Here is a 17,227-nt window from a genome sequence, read left to right as displayed (position 1 = left end):
TGTCGTTCTATTATTATTTAAAATTACTTACACACTTAACTTGACAAACCCAAAATAAAGAAAGAAAAACGTCCTGGTTCTATTTATTTTAAAACTACTAATGTAATTGATAGAGACTTTAGTTCAAGTAAGCCACTAGAAAAACTAACAACAGACATCACTTATCTTGATTATGGTCCTAAAAGACTCTATCTTTCTAGCATTATGGATTTGTTTAATGGAGAAATACTTTCTTATACAATAAGTGAAAAACAGGACATATCTTGTGTTTTAGACACACTAAATAAATTACCTAAACTTCCAGATAAATGTATACTTCATTCGGATCAAGGTTCTGTGTATACTTCATATGCTTATTATCACGCAACAAAAGAAAAGAGCATTACCAGAAGTATGTCCCGAAAAGGGACTCCTGCAGATAATGCTCCAATAGAATCGTTTCATTCCATCCTAAAGTCTGAAACGTTCTCATTACACCCAGAGCTTGGAAGCTCTACAATTAGTGTAATTGAAACTGTACAAAATTTCATCAACTATTATAATAAAGAAAGAATTCAACAAAAATACGACTACTTATCTCCAGTTGACTATCGGAAAAAAGTAATCGCATAGGTGTTTTTATTACTGTCTCATTTTAGGGGTTCAGTCCCACTTTGTAGGTGCTCTATTTTATGCTTTTTCTTGGAAATGATTTAAAACATATGAAGCAATGATTAATACTAATCCGATTAAAAAGACATTATGAATACTGCTATATAAAATATCACGTAATCCACATATTAATTCTGTTGGTAATCCAGAAGCTGTGTGGGGATTAATTAATTCATTCATCATATCTTTAGTTGCTCCAGGAACGACATTAGATGACAGTTGTGTGTCCATTGTTTTATTTAAAGCTAAACCAAAAATAGAAATCATAATGGTTTGACCAATAGTTCGAGATAAAGTGAAAAAAGAAGTTGCAACTCCTGTAAATTTCTCGGAAACAGAAGTTTGTGCTAATACAGTTAGCAACGTCATCGTCATACCAAAACCAATCCCCATAATACCTGAAAAGATAAGGAATAATCCATATGAAGTACCTTGTTTAACAACACTTAAGAAAATCGCGCCGATTAATATTGGCAACATACTGATAACTATAGCTAGACGATGATGCCATTTTTTCATCGCGCGGCCTCCAGCAAAGGATCCAAACATCCAAATAACTGACATAGGTGCTAAAACAATACCACCTAAGGCAGCAGATTTTCCAACCACCCCTTGCATCCACATAGGAATATAAACTTCTACTCCCATTAAAAAACCACTTATAAGAGCTGCAACCAGATTAACCAACACAAAGGTTCGATTTTTGAAAAGATCTAAAGAGATAATAGGATCTTCTGCTTTTTTTTCTGTCTGCACAAATAAAAACAAACTGAAAATAAATATTAAAAACGAAATGATTGTTACCAAATTAAATCCATCATTGATTTTTTGAACCCCATATAATAGTGACAATAACATTGTCATCATATAGAAACTTCCCATATAATCAATGGGGCTCTTTTCTATCTCACGTTTTTCCTCAATTAAATAAATCCATACTAAAATCATTAAAATAATCCCAATTGGAACATTGATTAAAAAAATCCAATGCCAACTCAGTGCATCCACTATAAATCCACCTGCAAGTGGACCGACAATACTAGCAATACCCCAAGCTGCACTATTTAAACCTAGTACTCCTGCACGTTTATCTACAGGATAAATATCTGCAATAATTGTTAATGACACTGGAACAATTGATCCCGCGCCAATCCCTTGAATCGCGCGAAAAATAATTAATTGAATCATATTTTGACTCATCCCTGATAATGCCGAACCAATAATAAAAATAAATACGCCAATCAAGTAAATAGGTTTTCTTCCAACTTTATCAGCTAACTTTCCATATATCGGTGTCATCATCGCATTTGTTAATAAATAAATTGAAAACACCCAATTCATAATACTAATTCCCTTTAATGACCCAACAATTGTTGGCATAGCCGTTGATACAATCGTCCCTTCTACCGCAGTCATAAACGTCGCGATAAAAACACAAGCTGTGATAATTTTTACATTTGTTTCTCGTTTTTGTTGCATGTTTTCCTCCTAAAAAATAACCCTTAATTAGCCAAAGTGCTTGCCAAATAAGGATTATTATTATTTATTATTTTGTTAAATACTGTTGTAATGCATCCACTTTATCTGTTTTTTCCCACGTAAAGTCATCATCATCTCGGCCAAAGTGACCATACGCTGCTGTCTTTTTATAAATCGGACGTCTTAAATCTAACATATTTATAATACCAGTTGGTGATAAATTAAACAAGGACCTTACAGCAGAAATTAATTCAGATTCTTTATATGAACTTGTGCCAAACGTTTCAATTGAAATAGAAACAGGTTGAGCCACACCAATTGCATAAGCTAATTGAACTTCACATTTTGATGCAAGCCCTGCTGCTACAATATTTTTTGCAATGTAGCGTGCTGCATAACTTGCTGAACGGTCCACTTTTGTCGCATCTTTTCCAGAAAATGCTCCTCCACCATGACGAGCATATCCTCCGTAAGTATCTACGATAATTTTTCGACCTGTCAACCCAGAATCTCCTTGAGGTCCACCAATAACGAAGCGACCTGTTGGATTAATATAATACTTTGTATGTTCATCAAGTAATTCAGTCGGAATCACTTCTTTTACCACTAGCTCTGTGACGGCTTTTTGAATTTTCTCTAACGTAGTATCTTCATCATGTTGTGTACTTACCACAATCGCATCAACACGCAATGGTTGACCATCCTCATCATATTCAACTGTAACTTGAGATTTAGCATCTGGACGTAAATACGGTAGTGTCTCATTTTTTCTAAGTTCTGCTAGTTTTTGTGTGATTCTGTGACTTAAAGCGATTGGTAATGGCATTAACTCTGGTGTCTCATCAATCGCAAAACCAAACATTAACCCTTGATCTCCAGCTCCTAAGTCTTCCTCACTAGCAGAAGTTTCACGTGCTTCAAGTGATGCATCGACTCCTTGAGCAATATCTGGTGATTGCTCATCAATTGCTACCATTACAGCACATGTGTCACCATCAAAGCCATATTTTGCACGGGTGTAGCCAATGTTCTTTATGGTCTCTCTAACAACTTTTTGGATATCAACATAAGCACTTGTCGTAATTTCTCCAAATACTAAGACTAGCCCAGTTGTGACACTTGTCTCACAAGCCACTCGTGCCATTGGATCTTTTTCTAGTATCGCATCCAGTATCGCGTCACTAATTTGATCTGCTACTTTGTCAGGATGTCCTTCCGATACAGACTCTGACGTAAATAATTTTCTTTCTTTCATCTTTCATTCCCCCTATATATAGTCGGTTACAAGGCATCTTTACACGAGATGTAAATCCTATCGGGAATCTTGCAACATAAGTCAGTATATCAGATTTTTCATTTTTTACCTACATAATTCAACCGATAATCTTGACCTTTTTACGGTATTGCCATAAAGTATTATTATAAATAACGTACAAGGAGACCTATTTTGCAAACGAAACCAACTTTGTGGAAAAATATTCCACTCACCTTTTTAATTGCAATACTACAAACAGTTATTTCATTGATACCTGGTGTGCTATTTTTAAAAAATAGCAGTCATGGTGCACTGATTTTAAATTATATGATCATATATTTACTACTGTCTGATTTTTTTCAACTGGTTGGAAAAAATACCTATAAAAAAGGCCGCTCCATCCCTTTAGTGATATATGGACTAAAACTTTTAATTAGTGCGGTCTTAATCTATTTAATCATCCAACAGACAGCGATCCAGTTTGGGATTATTTTACTCGCTTATGAGTTGTTCCAAATGATGATGTTTTCAAAACAATTTTATTATGTTGATTCCCTTTTTTATTCATTTACTAATGCCTTTTTTAAAGGGATCGTATTCAACCAGTTACTGACGATTAGCTATCCGTTTGATTATGATTTCGAGCTGATTAAACCATTTGTTTTTTCATTTTTAATTGTACTATTCTTAACTATTTTTACTCAAGGGATGTACTCCTATCTATCAAGACAACCTATTTTCTTGATTTTTGGATTTCTCGCCTTAATTGGTACTTACTATTTAGTTATCCAACATTATATGGCTCAGCAACTTGAAACCTGGAAATTTGTTTCTTTCATTGTGGTTACTGTTATATCTTTATTTCTGTTTATGAAAACAAAAAAAGCAAAAAAGAAAGAGTTTATCCTAAATCTATTTGCTTTGGCTAGCTTAATTATTTACTACATCCAATAAAAAACGAGCAAGACACATTGAATGTCTCACTCGTTTTTTTCTTTAACCTTCTTTTATTAGTGTTTCAAGTCCAACAATCATCATCTCATTAAACGTTGTTTGACGTTCTTCTGATGTTGTTTCTTCACCCGTAATCATATGGTCACTAACAGTCATCAAAGCTAGTGCTTGGACGTTGTATTTAGCTGCTAGATAGTAAAGTACTGCCGCTTCCATCTCAACACCCAACACACCATATTCACCTAATCTAAACACATCTGAATTATCATCTGAGTAAAACGTATCATTTGATAATACATTTCCAACATGAATATTAAAATCTTTTTCTTTAGCAATATCATAAGCTGTTGTTAATAAATCAAAATCGGCAATCTGTGGAAAATCAAAATTAGGGAAATCTTTACGGATAATCGCTGAATTTGTCGCTGCTGCTTGAGCTAACACTAAATCTCTCACATGCACATCTTCACGAATTGCGCCACATGTTCCCACACGTAATAATTTTTTCACGTCATATTCACGAATTAACTCATTCGCATAAATCGCTGCTGAAGGCATCCCCATACCAGTTCCTTGAACGGATATTTTATGGCCTTTGTAAGTACCTGTATAGCCAAGCATGCCTCGAACTTCATTGTAACACTTAGGATCTTCTAAAAATGTTTCTGCAATGTATTTTGCTCTTAATGGGTCTCCTGGAAGTAAAATTTTATCTGCAATTTCTCCCTTTTTTGCTCCAATATGTACGCTCATTCTCTAATCTCCTTCTACTATAGTTTTTCTAATGTACGTTTCACTAGCTCTTTAAAATCTGCTTTCACGCGTTCTGTTGTTTCGACTACTTCCCCATGGTTCAAGTTCGCTTGCATTCCTGCTGCTAAATTTGTCACACATGTAATACCTAATACTTTCATTGACATATGATTAGCTACAATGACTTCAGGAACTGTTGACATACCAACAGCGTCTGCTCCCATTACTCGAGCCATACGTACTTCAGCTGGTGTTTCATAAGTTGGACCTGAGAACCCCATGTAAACACCTTTTTGTAAATGAATAGATAATTCTTGTGCCACTTTTTTGGTTACTTCACCGTACTCTTTATTGTAAGCTTCGGACATATCAGGGAAACGTGGACCTAAGTCATCTTCGTTTAACCCCATTAAAGGATTGTCTCCTGTAAAGTTAATTTGGTCAGTAATTAACATCAAATCACCTGGTGAAAAGCTAGTATTCACTCCACCAGCAGCATTTGTGACGATTAATGAGTCTGCACCTAACGCTTTCATCACTCTCACTGGGAAAGTAACTGTTTGCATTGAATGTCCCTCATAATAATGGAAACGTCCTTGCATTGCTAACACTTTTTTACCAGATAATGTTCCATAAACTAGTTGTCCAGCATGACCAACGACAGTTGACACTGGAAAATTTGGAATGTCTTCATAAGGTATCACGACGCGATCTGTAATCTCGTCAGCTAGTTCACCTAAACCTGATCCTAAAATAAGACCAAAATCAACGGCTCCTACCCCTAAATCTTTGATATATTGTGATGTTGCTGCTAATTTTTCGCTTAATGACATGTTATAGTCTCCCTTATTTCAATAATTCTAAAAAGCTTTTTCCGTTTTCTGTTGGTTTAACATCAAAGTTATCTGCAATCGTTGCTGAGATGTCTGAATAGTGTCCTTGTGGTAATTGACCGTGACCTTGCATTTTTTTACTATAAGCAAGTAATGGTACATATTCACGAGTATGATCAGTTCCTGGGAAAGTTGGATCATTTCCATGGTCTGCTGTAATTAATAGTAAATCATCTTCTTGCATATTAGCATAAATTTCAGGTAAACGAGCATCAAATTCTTCGAGTGCTTTGGCATAGCCTGGTGTATCTCTTCTATGACCAAATAGTGCATCAAAATCAACTAAGTTAGTAAAACTTACTCCCTCAAAATCCTGCTTCATCACGTCTAATAATTTATCCACACCATCCATATTTGAAGAAGTACGAATCGCTTCAGTCATACCTTGACCGTTAAAGATATCGTTAATTTTACCAACTGCAATGACATCTTTTCCAGCATCTTTTAACTCATTTAAAACAGTACGACCAAATGGATCAAGGGCATAATCATGACGGTTAGCTGTACGTTTAAAGTTACCAGGTTCACCTAAATAAGGTCTAGCAATAATGCGACCAATCATATATGGATCATCTTTTGTAATGTCACGTGTGTACTCACAAATTTTATACAATTCTTCTAATGGAATCACGTCTTCGTGAGCGGCAATTTGTAACACAGGGTCAGCTGACGTATAAATAATTAAGTCTCCAGTTTTCATTTGTTCTTCACCGAAATCTTCAATAACTTGTGTCCCACTATATGGTTTATTAGCACCCATAATAATGCCACGACCAGAAAATTCAGTGATTTTATCTAATAGCTCTTTAGGAAATCCTTCTGGGAATACTCTAAAAGGTGTTTGAATGTTTAATCCAGCAATTTCCCAATGACCAGTCATTGTGTCTTTACCAACAGAAACTTCTTCTAATTTAGTGGCATAACCTTTATGATCCTCAATTGCTTTGACACCTTTTAAAGGCTCGATTGTGCCTAATCCTAATTCTTCCATATTAGGAACGTGTAACCCGTGTTCAGCTATATGACCTAGTGTGTGACTTCCAACATCGCCAAATTTTTCAGCATCAGGAGCTTCACCAATTCCCACAGAATCTAATACTACTAAATGAATTCTTTTAAACATTACAATTCCTTCTTCCAAGTCATTTTTTATATTTTAAAACCTCCCTCTGTTTAGAGGAGCTAGAGGAAGGAGTTAAGTTATTATTTAGATTTAATATATGTTTTACCACCTGCTTTAGGTCCTTGTGCTTTACCTAAGAACAAGACTAACACAATAATTGTTAACGCATATGGTGCACTTTGTAGGTACACTTTTGGAATACTTGAAATAAGTGGAATACTGTCTCCAACAATACTCAAGTTTTGAGCAAAACCAAAGAATAAAGCAGCTCCCATGGCACCAAGTGGGTTCCATTTACCAAATATCATCGCAGCCATAGAAATGAACCCTTGACCAGAAATCGTTGTAACAGCAAAACGTCCTGCGATTGTTTGAGCAAAAACTGCTCCACCAATACCACCTAAAAAGCCTGAAATTAGCACTCCAGCATATTTCATCCCATAAACATTAATTCCTAATGTATCGGCTGCTTGAGGATTTTCCCCAACAGAACGTAATCTCAAACCAAAACGTGTTTTGTAGATAACAAACCATGCAATAATTGATACTAAAATAGCCACAAAAGCAGGTGCTGACGTTTTTTCAAATAACAATGGCCCAATAACTGGAATTTTACTTAATCCAGGAACTTCCCAATAACCAAATGTTTGAGATACTTGGTCTGTTTGACCTTTGCCATATAATACTTTAACTAAAAAAATACTTAAAGCTGGTGCCATTAAGTTAATGACCGTACCACTGATAATATGATCTGCTCTTAAATTAATCGTTGCCACAGCATGAAGTATAGAAAAAATCATACCGACAATTCCACCAACTAATAAAGCAATCCATGGTGTCCATGCTCCAAATGTTCCGGCATAAGTGATGTTAAAAACAACAGAACTAAAAGCTCCCATCACCATGATACCTTCTAATCCAACGTTGACAATCCCACCACGTTCAGAAAACGTTCCGCCTAATGCTGTAAAAACAAGAGGTGTTGAATAAACAAGTGTTTGCGTAATAATTGACGCAACTGTTGACATAGTATCTGCTGCCATCACGCTTTACCTCCTTCAACTTTGCTAGCTTTTGTTCCCTTTTTTGTTTCAAGTTTTGTTAAGATTAATTTGATTAAGTAGCTAATACCAACAAAGAAGATAATTGATGCAATAACTACGTCAACCAACTCAGTCGGAACGCCTGCTAAAATTGGCATACCTTGTCCACCAAGTTTTAGAATACTAAATAGTAAAGCAGATAATAATATACCAATAGATGAGCCACCACCTAGTAATGAAACGGCCATACCATCAAATCCAATACTTAATGAATTACCTTGAACAAAGAAGTTACCAAATGTTCCTAATCCATAGACAACGCCACCCATACCAGCTAGAGCACCAGAAATGACCATTGATAACACGATAATACGTTTACTACTCATTCCAGCATATTCTGATGCAAAAGGATTTAATCCAACTGCTGTAATTTCATAACCTAGCGTTGTTTTCTTCATTAAGAACCAAATCAAGATTAAGAAAATAAACGCAAAGATAATACCTAAATTTAAACGAGACCCATTACTAATTGACGTTAAAAATTCCGTTCTAAGTGACACATTTGCTCCAACTAATTTTGTTGTTCCTTTAGTTGAAATAAATTGTTGCGGAATAACATTATTAACAATATGAGTACTAGTATAAAGTAAAATATAGTTCATCATAATTGTCACAATGACCTCACTTGTTCCAAAATACGCTCTTAACAATCCTGGTATAGCGGCTGTTATCGCACCGGCAATCACACCAGCTAGAATAGCTGCTGTTAAGGCTACTAATCTTGGTGAATCTCCCATAGAAAGACCTACCCAAATACTTGCCACCCAACCTGCTAAGGCTTGACCCGAAAGCCCGATATTAAAGAATCCTGCGGCACTGGCTACAGAGAATCCTAGTGCTGTAAATATAAGCGGTCCTGCCGTTACAAAAATTTCTCCGATACTTTTTGGAGACTGAAAAGCTGTTGTAATCATCGCTTGATAACCTTGAACAGGATTATACCCAAATACCAACATAATAATTGCACCTAAAACAAATCCCATAAGAACAGATAAAATGGGAACAAGAATGCCATTTACCTTACTAAACTTAAAATTACTCATTAGTTACACCTACCTCTGTCCCTAATTCTTTTCGTGCTTCTTCTAGCGTATATCCTGCCATTAATAACCCTAATTCATTTTCCGTGGTTTCTTTTGGATCGACAATTCCCACTATTTGTCCTGCGTGAATAACAGCAATACGATCAGACACATTCAATATTTCTTCTAACTCAAAACTAACGACTAAAACAGCATTTCCTTTATCACGATGATTAATCAAACGTTTATGAATGTATTCAATCGCTCCAACATCTAATCCACGTGTTGGTTGTGATACAATGAGTAATTCAGGATCTCGATCCATTTCACGCGCAATAATCGCTTTTTGTTGGTTACCACCTGACAGTGATTTGGCTTGTGCATGTTCACTTGTTGTTCGAACATCATATTCTTCTATTAATTTTCGTGCATATGAGTCCATATAGCTATAATTCAACACACCATTTTTACTGAAAGGTTCATGATAGTATGTTTGAAGTGCAATATTCTCAGATAACGTCATATCTAACACCAACCCATATTTATGTCTATCCTCTGGTACATGACCTACACTAGATTCAGTGATTTGACGCGGTTTTAGATTGGTAATGTCTTTATCTCGTAACATGACTTTACCTGACTCAATTTTTTTGAGCCCTGTAATAGCCTGGATTAATTCCGTTTGACCGTTCCCATCAATCCCTGCAATCCCTACAACTTCACCTGCTCTAACGTCTAAATCTAATCCCTTAATTGCTTCCAAACCTCGATTGTCTTTTACATGCAAATCTTTAACCGATAAAATGACTTCTTTAGGATCAGATGGTTCTTTTTCAGTTTTAAATGATACTGAACGACCAACCATTAAGTCTGCCAATTGTTGTGAACTAACGTCTTTTACATTGACCGTTTCAATACTTTTACCACGACGAATCACCGTACATCTATCGGCTACTTTTTTAATTTCATCTAACTTGTGCGTAATAATAATGATTGATTTACCTTCTTTTACTAATTCCTTCATGGTCATAATCAACTCATCAATTTCTTGAGGTGTTAATACCGCTGTCGGCTCATCAAAAATTAATATATTCGCGCCACGATACAATGTTTTTAAAATCTCAACACGTTGTTGCATTCCAACTGAAATATCACTAATTAAGGCATCTGGATTAACTTCCATACCATATTGTTCTGATATTCGATTTAAATCTTCCACTGATTTTTTCTTATCCAGTACACCAGATTTTGTTGGTTCATCACCTAAAATAATGTTTTCAGTTACCGTAAAAGCATCTACCAACATAAAATGCTGATGGACCATCCCGATTCCTAAACGTTTGGCATCAGTTGGATTAGCAATCGTTACTGGTTGACCATCCATATAGATTTGTCCACTAGTCGGCTGTAGTAATCCTGATAATACATTCATCAAGGTTGATTTTCCTGCACCATTTTCACCCAATAACGCATGAATTTCGCCTTTTCTAATTTGGAGATTGATGTTGTCATTTGCTTTGAAATCACCAAATTGTTTTGTGATATTCCGCATTTCTATGACATAGTTTTCCTCACTCATGATTTCACACCTCTTTATCATTATCACACTTCAAAGTTTAGACTTTGAAGGAAAGAGAAAACGTACTTTTCCCATTCCTTTAAAGTCTAAAAGAAAAACTTTATGGAAAAGTTATTCAGTTTATTTTGAACGTTTCCCATAAAGTTTTCTATCAACGACTTTTTAACTCAATTATTTTTTACTTGGAGCTTCTGGTACTTCTACTTTTCCATCAATAACTTCTTTACGAGCCTTTTCTACTGCTTCAATTGCTTTTTCATCTAAATGTCCTTTAGATAAATCGACTCCGCCCTCTTTAAGTCCATAAACTAATACGTCTCCACCAGGAAATTCGCCTTTTTGAGCTTTCTCAGTTACGTCTTTAACCGCAGTTCCTACACCTTTAATACTTGAAGTTAATGTAAAGTTTTCTTCTTTACCATCTTTGTCTTTATAGTTACCATCATCTTCTTGATCTCTATCTACACCAATCACCCAAACGCGTTTGTCTGCAGGTTGTTTTTCATTTAAGTCTTTCGCTTCTTGGAATACACCAGCTCCTGTACCACCTGATGCATGATAAATAATATCAACACCATTTTGGTACATGTTTGCTGCTAATGCTTTTCCTTTAGCTGGATCACCAAATGAAGCGGCATATTGTACATCAACTTTAATTTTCTTATCTAATTCTTTAGCACCGTCTTCCACACCTTTTACAAATCCTGCTTCAAAACGATCAATAACTGCGCCTTCTTCTCCACCAATAAATCCAACTTTGTCAGATTTAGTAGAGTAAGCTGCTGCAATACCTGCTAAATAAGCTGCTTCGTTATCTTTAAATGTTATTGAAACAACATTATCTTTTCCTTCAATAACTGAGTCGACAATACCAAATTGAGTGTCTTTGTTTTGATCTGCTGCTGCTGAAATAGCATCTGTTAATAAATAACCAATCCCAAAAACTGTTTCAAATTTACTTGCGACAGCTTGATCAATATTAGTTGTATATTGAGAAGCATCTGTTGATTGAAAATAATCATAACCATTGGCACCTTTTTCAAGTTTGTTAGCTTCTCCCCATTCTTTCAAACCTTCCCAAGCTCCTTGGTTAAACGATTTATCATCGACACCACCAACGTCAGTAATAATTGCTGCTGTATGAACTGTTTTATCTGGCTTTTCATCTGAAGTTGACTTTCCACCAACGTTACCTGATTTATTTCCCCCACAAGCTGTTAACGTTAATGCTAATCCCATAACTAATAATCCTGCACCAAATTTTGTTGATTTTTTCATTTTTGAAAAACCTCCGCTTATAATTTTTTGTTAAGTTAAATAGTTATTTTTCTACTTCGACAAATGAATAAGGAAGTAGCTCTTTCATTGTTGTTTCTCTTGTATCGCCATTTAAATTACATAATGTAATTGGCATATCCGGTTCACAAAACTCAACTAGTACTTGTCTGCATGCCCCACAAGGAGAAATAGGTTCTTTAGTATTTCCAATAACTACCAAATGAGCAAACTCTGTTTCACCTTCTGATACTGCTTTAAAAATGGCCGTTCTTTCAGCACAATTTGTCAATCCAAATGATGCATTTTCAATATTACATCCTTCATACACTTTTCCTGATTTAGTAACCAGAGCCGCGCCTACAGGAAATTCAGAATAAGGAACATATGCTTGATGATACGCATGTGTTGCATGGTCAATCCAATGTTTATTTACTGTCATAATATATCTCCTATCTTTATTACCTAAGAACATCAACTCATGAGACGCCATCAGAGTATTTTGATATTGTCCGCCCCCTTTTTTGATAAAGTAACATCTTTATAAGACCAACTTATTACAACTATACCAATTATTTATCAAATAATCTCTTAATCTGATCTTTAAATGAAAACTCTTACTTTACTAACATTAATTACTAGACGAGAAAAGTAACAAATAATTGTTATTTTATAATAAATTAGGTATAAAAGACTTTAATCATTAATAATACCTCTAAAATTAAAGATACTATTTTTAAGAAGAATTATCAATATTCATTAGAATAATATGAACGATTTTTCATCATTTTTTTTCATTATTCGGTTATGATTTTATGGATAAGAACCGGTTCTGTCCCTACTTCACCAATTTCTATGTTATCATAAATAACTTTTAGTACATCGTTTACGTCTTGTCGATTTGACTGTATAGTCACTAAAGATTCGCCTTCAAAAACTATTTCACCAATCTTTTTATTTAAAATCAGCCCAACTGCATAGTCAATGTTTTCTTCTTTTGTTCTTCTTCCAGCCCCTAAAAGCATTGCTGCAACACCGATCTTATCTGCAACAATTTTCGAAACAACGCCAGATTTTTTAGCAGGAACTTCTATCAAATATTTTGCCTGTGGTAGTTTTTCTGGAAAATCTACCACAGAGTCATCGCCACCTTGATTTCGAATCATTTCTTTAAATTTATCAGAAGCCTCCCCGCTTGTTATACTATTTTCTAATAATTCTCTTGCTTCTTGTAATGTTGAAGCTTTTTCAGCCAAAACTACCATCTGACTACCTAGTGTATAGACCATTTCCATTAAATCATCTGGACCTTCCCCTTTTAGTGCATCTATAGCTTCTTTGATTTCATTTGCATTTCCAATAGCACGTCCTAATGGCTGTGACATATCTGATATAATTGCCATCGTTTGACGATTTGCTAAATGACCAATTCTCACCATTGTATGAGCTAATCTTTCAGCATCTTCTAGGCTTTTCATGAAAGCTCCGTCACCTGTAGTCACATCTAGTACAATGGCATCAGCTCCAGATGCTATTTTTTTACTCATAATTGAACTGGCAATCAATGGGATAGAATCAACTGTAGCTGTAACATCACGCAAAGCATAGATTTTTTTGTCTGCGGGTGCTAAATCTCCAGATTGACCTGTTACAGCTACATTACTTTCATTAACAAATTTAATAAACTCGTCATTTTCAAGCTCTACTTTAAAACCTGGTATTGCTTCTAATTTGTCAATCGTTCCACCTGTGTGCCCTAATCCACGTCCACTCATTTTAGCGACTTTAGCCCCAACTGAAGCCACTAAAGGAGCTAAAACTAATGTTGTCGTATCTCCAACACCACCAGTTGAATGTTTATCTACCTTAATTCCTTTGATAGCTGATAAGTCAATCATATCGCCAGACTGACTCATTGCTGTTGTCATCCAAGTAATCTCTTCGTCTGTCATATCATTAAAGTATATAGCCATTAACAAAGCACTCATTTGGTAATCCGTCACATCACCTGTTGTATAACCATTTATAATAAATTCAATCTCATCTTGTGTTAACGGTAATCCATCTCGTTTCTTTTTAACCAAATCTACCATTCTCATTATAAATTCCTCAATTCTTAGAAAGTAAAACGGTTTACTCAACAGTTTACTTTTAAAGAGTAAATCGTTTTACTTCATGTAGTATTTAACTAATAGCGCTTACAATTAGATTTTATCACGTTTTTATACTTTGTCAATATTTAATGTACTTCCTCTAACGATAAATGTTGTTTCAAATGTTTTATTGGGAATAATATTTTCTGGTTGTTCTATTTCTTGTAATAAATACTGAGCTGCTGTATAACCAATATCAAATGCCGGTTGTTTAACTGTTGTTAATGGGGGATTTAAAAAGGATGAAATTTCCAAATCATCAAAACCAATAATTGATAAATCATCAGGAATTGACAAGCCTAATTCATAGGCTGCTCTATAAGTTCCAATAGCCATCTGATCGTTACCACAACATAGTGCAGTGATACACTGTTTTTCTAGCAATTCTTTGGCCGCTTGGTACCCACCTTCGATAGTCACAGGTCCATCTGCTATAAAATCAGGATTATACGTGATACGATTATCTTTTAAACATTGATAATAAGCATCAAATCGCTCACTCATTTCATAGTAACCAGATTCGTTTGTCAACATTCCTATTTTTGTATGTCCGTTATCTATGAGGTGTTGCGTTGCTTGATATACCCCACTATATTCTTTTACCAATAAATTCCCCTCTGTACGAGTATTTAATCCTCTATCAATTAATATATAAGGGCTTCCTTTTAAATCGCTTTCAAGTTTTAATGAATTAGGACTCGCTAATAAAATCCCTGCGACTGATCGATTCTGTAACTGTTTTATGTAGTCTTTTTCTTTTTCTGACGAATGTCTAGAATTACATAATAAAATCATATAATCTTTTTTATTAAAATAAGCTTCGACTCCCTCTATTACTTTAGAGAAAAATAAATCTGTCACATCGGGTACAATCATACCCACCGTCTTTGATTCACGGTGCACCATATTTTTAGCAAAATAATCAGGATTATAATCATATTCTTCTACAATTTTTAAAACACGTTGACGCGTTTCTTCACTAAATCTTTGACCTTTATTATTTAATATTTGAGAAACCGTTGTAGTTGAAACACCGGATATTGCTGCAATTTCTTTGATGGTTACTTTCATGTCATATCACCTCGTTTCATTTATCGACTTAATCATATCAAAATAGACTTTAAATGAACAGAAGAAATAACAAAAAAGGCAAATAATAGAGAGCTACTACTTACCTTTCTTTTTCATATAGAAATTATTTTTTTCTGAAGAATAATAATGCTGAACCTAACATAGATAACACTCCACCAGCAACTAAGCCAGCATTTACAGTATCATTTGTTTGTGGTAAAACAGCTGCAGATTTTTTACCCTCTTCTTTTTTAGAAGCAACTTTTACAGCTGCTTTTTTAGAATCTGTTGTTTTAGTTTCTTCTTTTTTAGAGTCAGTTGTTTTTCCTGCTTCTTTTGAAGATTCAGAAGTTTTAGTTTCCTCTTTTGAAGATTCTACTGTTGATTCAGAAGTTTTAGTTTCTTCTTTTTTATTAGCTTCGTTAGCTGCTTTTTCCCATGCATCATGCCATGAATCTTCTGTGGCTTTTCCTTCTTCAGCAGTTGGAGTATTCCAATCTTTTTCTACTGAATCTTTTGTAGCTGCTTTTTCCCATGCATCTTTTCCTGCATCTTCTGCATCTTTTCCTTCTTTAGCAGATTCAGTGTTCCATGCTGGATTTACAACTTTATTTGCTTCTTCTTCCCATTTATCAGCATGTGTATCTTCTTTATCTTTTCCTTCTTTAGCTGAATCAGCATCAGAGATTTTCTCTGGAATATATGGACTTAAAGCTTCCCATCCTGCTTGATATGAATCCTCTGCTTTTTGATCATCTGTTTTCGCTGAAACTGCCATCGGTGCTACTGCTGTACCAACTAATAACGCTAACATAGCTGTTGTTAACTTAGCTTTTTTCATTGTAATTCTCTCCTTAAATATTTAATTTTTTATACAAACTACATCCATATTATAACATTTAAAAACGTTATTTCAATAAAAAGATTATAATTGTGTTATTTTTAGTTTTTATTATACTTTTAATTAAAATATATTAAAAATGTGGGATTTTATAAACAAAGAAATTGATTTTCATTGAGTTTAACTAGCTTACATCAATCATTCGTTACTTTATAAAAAATTGCTATCCTTCGCCATAAAACATTAGTAATAAACACATATATAAAATAAATATTCCCCTTTCTAAGTTAATTTTTAGAAAGAGGAATCTATTGATGTATGATGTTTTTTTAAAAGAGTCAGCCAAAAATGTTGTTGCTTCAAAATGTTAACATTACTTTATATCACAGTATTCAAATAATTCATTATTTAATTAGTTTTCTTGACCGTATGTTCTCAGTTGGCCATAAGTTCCAAACTTTTCTATTACCTCGGATAAATCATCCTCATCTAAAAGGACTGGCTGTCCAATAGATAAAGCCCGGTAATATAGTTTCGCAATAAACTCAATATCTTTAGCCACTGAAAAGGCTGATGGTAAATCTTCCCCAACAGCAATTGTTCCGTGGTTTCCTAATAAAAGTCCCTTGTCATCACCGATCGTTTCAAAAACCGTTTGCGCTAACTCTCTTGTACCAAACGTTTCGTATTTACAACAACGTATTTTTTTACCAACAGAGCCAATAATATAATGTAGTGGTAAAATATCCTGTTGCAAACAAGCGAATACTGTGGCAAATTCAGAATGCGTATGAACCACTGCATTAATGTGTTCTGTATTTTTATAAAAAATACAATGCATATCATACTCACTGGATGGTTTTCGATGGCCTTCAACTATCTCACCATCCAATGTCATTAAAACCATATCCTCAGGTAATGTATCCATATATGGTATGCCACTTGGGGTAATTAACATCAAATTGTCTTCTCGAAGGTAAATACTTAAGTTGCCTCCTGTACCTGTTGTTAATTTTTCTTCAATCATTTGTTTACCATAATCTACGAGTAATTGTCGTTCTTTCATATACTTCAT

General features: G+C 34.6%; 15 protein-coding genes, 1 pseudogene and 1 riboswitch. Of the genes and pseudogenes, 2 read left to right on the top strand and 14 right to left on the bottom strand.

All coding sequences use genetic code 11. The annotated features are described in order from the left end of the window. Positions 1–51: 51 nt before the first annotated feature. Positions 52–612 (top strand): annotated as a pseudogene (locus JNUCC83_RS10605) (IS3 family transposase); the annotation flags it as partial. Positions 613–669: 57 nt separating this feature from the next. Here JNUCC83_RS10605 and JNUCC83_RS10600 read toward each other — a convergent pair. Together JNUCC83_RS10600 and metK are read right to left on the bottom strand one after the other, a co-directional pair. Further along, a complete protein-coding gene (locus tag JNUCC83_RS10600) occupies positions 670–2,130 on the bottom strand; it encodes an MDR family MFS transporter (RefSeq protein WP_454459947.1) in 1,461 nt (486 codons plus the stop codon). A gap of 67 nt (positions 2,131–2,197) precedes the next feature. After that, a complete protein-coding gene (gene metK / locus JNUCC83_RS10595; RefSeq protein ID WP_454459946.1) occupies positions 2,198–3,385 on the bottom strand; it encodes a methionine adenosyltransferase in 1,188 nt (395 codons plus the stop codon). After that, positions 3,383–3,465, bottom strand: a riboswitch (SMK box riboswitch). It overlaps the preceding gene by 3 nt. A gap of 112 nt (positions 3,466–3,577) precedes the next feature. On the opposite strand from metK, the gene JNUCC83_RS10590 reads away from it, so the two are divergent. Next, the gene (locus tag JNUCC83_RS10590; protein ID WP_454459945.1) at positions 3,578–4,339 is read left to right on the top strand and encodes a hypothetical protein; all 762 of its coding nucleotides are present in this window, start codon (positions 3,578–3,580) and stop codon (positions 4,337–4,339) included. A gap of 42 nt (positions 4,340–4,381) precedes the next feature. On the opposite strand, the gene deoD is transcribed toward JNUCC83_RS10590, so the two are convergent. From deoD to JNUCC83_RS10530, 12 genes are all read right to left on the bottom strand, one after another. Beyond that, a complete protein-coding gene (gene deoD / locus JNUCC83_RS10585; RefSeq protein ID WP_454459944.1) occupies positions 4,382–5,092 on the bottom strand; it encodes a purine-nucleoside phosphorylase in 711 nt (236 codons plus the stop codon). 17 nt (positions 5,093–5,109) lie between these two features. Next, positions 5,110–5,925, bottom strand: a complete 816-nt coding sequence (locus JNUCC83_RS10580; protein ID WP_454459943.1) for a purine-nucleoside phosphorylase — start codon at positions 5,923–5,925, stop codon at positions 5,110–5,112. A gap of 13 nt (positions 5,926–5,938) precedes the next feature. After that, positions 5,939–7,108, bottom strand: a complete 1,170-nt coding sequence (gene deoB / locus JNUCC83_RS10575; RefSeq protein ID WP_454459942.1) for a phosphopentomutase — start codon at positions 7,106–7,108, stop codon at positions 5,939–5,941. Positions 7,109–7,188: 80 nt separating this feature from the next. Next, positions 7,189–8,151, bottom strand: a complete 963-nt coding sequence (locus JNUCC83_RS10570) for an ABC transporter permease (protein WP_454459941.1) — start codon at positions 8,149–8,151, stop codon at positions 7,189–7,191. Next, positions 8,151–9,254 (bottom strand): ABC transporter permease, encoded by a 1,104-nt coding sequence (locus JNUCC83_RS10565; protein ID WP_454459940.1) that lies wholly within the window; start codon positions 9,252–9,254, stop codon positions 8,151–8,153. Before JNUCC83_RS10565 ends, JNUCC83_RS10570 begins: the two co-directional genes overlap by 1 nt. Next, positions 9,247–10,812: an ABC transporter ATP-binding protein gene (locus JNUCC83_RS10560; protein WP_454459939.1), complete on the bottom strand. Its 1,566-nt coding sequence runs from the start codon at positions 10,810–10,812 to the stop codon at positions 9,247–9,249. Before JNUCC83_RS10560 ends, JNUCC83_RS10565 begins: the two co-directional genes overlap by 8 nt. 171 nt (positions 10,813–10,983) lie before the next feature. Further along, positions 10,984–12,090, bottom strand: a complete 1,107-nt coding sequence (locus JNUCC83_RS10555) for a BMP family lipoprotein (protein WP_454459938.1) — start codon at positions 12,088–12,090, stop codon at positions 10,984–10,986. 43 nt (positions 12,091–12,133) lie between these two features. Further along, positions 12,134–12,562 (bottom strand): cytidine deaminase, encoded by a 429-nt coding sequence (locus JNUCC83_RS10550; RefSeq protein WP_489749547.1) that lies wholly within the window; start codon positions 12,560–12,562, stop codon positions 12,134–12,136. Positions 12,563–12,884: 322 nt separating this feature from the next. After that, entirely contained in the window at positions 12,885–14,186 is a 1,302-nt protein-coding gene (locus JNUCC83_RS10545; protein WP_454459936.1) for a pyrimidine-nucleoside phosphorylase, read from the bottom strand. A 123-nt stretch (positions 14,187–14,309) separates the two neighbouring features. After that, positions 14,310–15,311 carry a LacI family DNA-binding transcriptional regulator gene (locus JNUCC83_RS10540; protein WP_454459935.1) on the bottom strand — a complete coding sequence of 334 codons (1,002 nt, stop codon included), beginning with the start codon at positions 15,309–15,311 and terminating at the stop codon, positions 14,310–14,312. A gap of 124 nt (positions 15,312–15,435) precedes the next feature. Next, positions 15,436–16,152: an LPXTG cell wall anchor domain-containing protein gene (locus JNUCC83_RS10535; RefSeq protein WP_454459934.1), complete on the bottom strand. Its 717-nt coding sequence runs from the start codon at positions 16,150–16,152 to the stop codon at positions 15,436–15,438. Between the two features lie 412 nt (positions 16,153–16,564). Beyond that, entirely contained in the window at positions 16,565–17,227 is a 663-nt protein-coding gene (locus JNUCC83_RS10530) for an L-fuculose-phosphate aldolase (protein WP_454459933.1), read from the bottom strand.

The sequence above is a fragment of the Vagococcus sp. JNUCC 83 genome, assembly GCF_053667615.1.
This window is presented reverse-complemented; position numbering and strand designations above follow the sequence as displayed.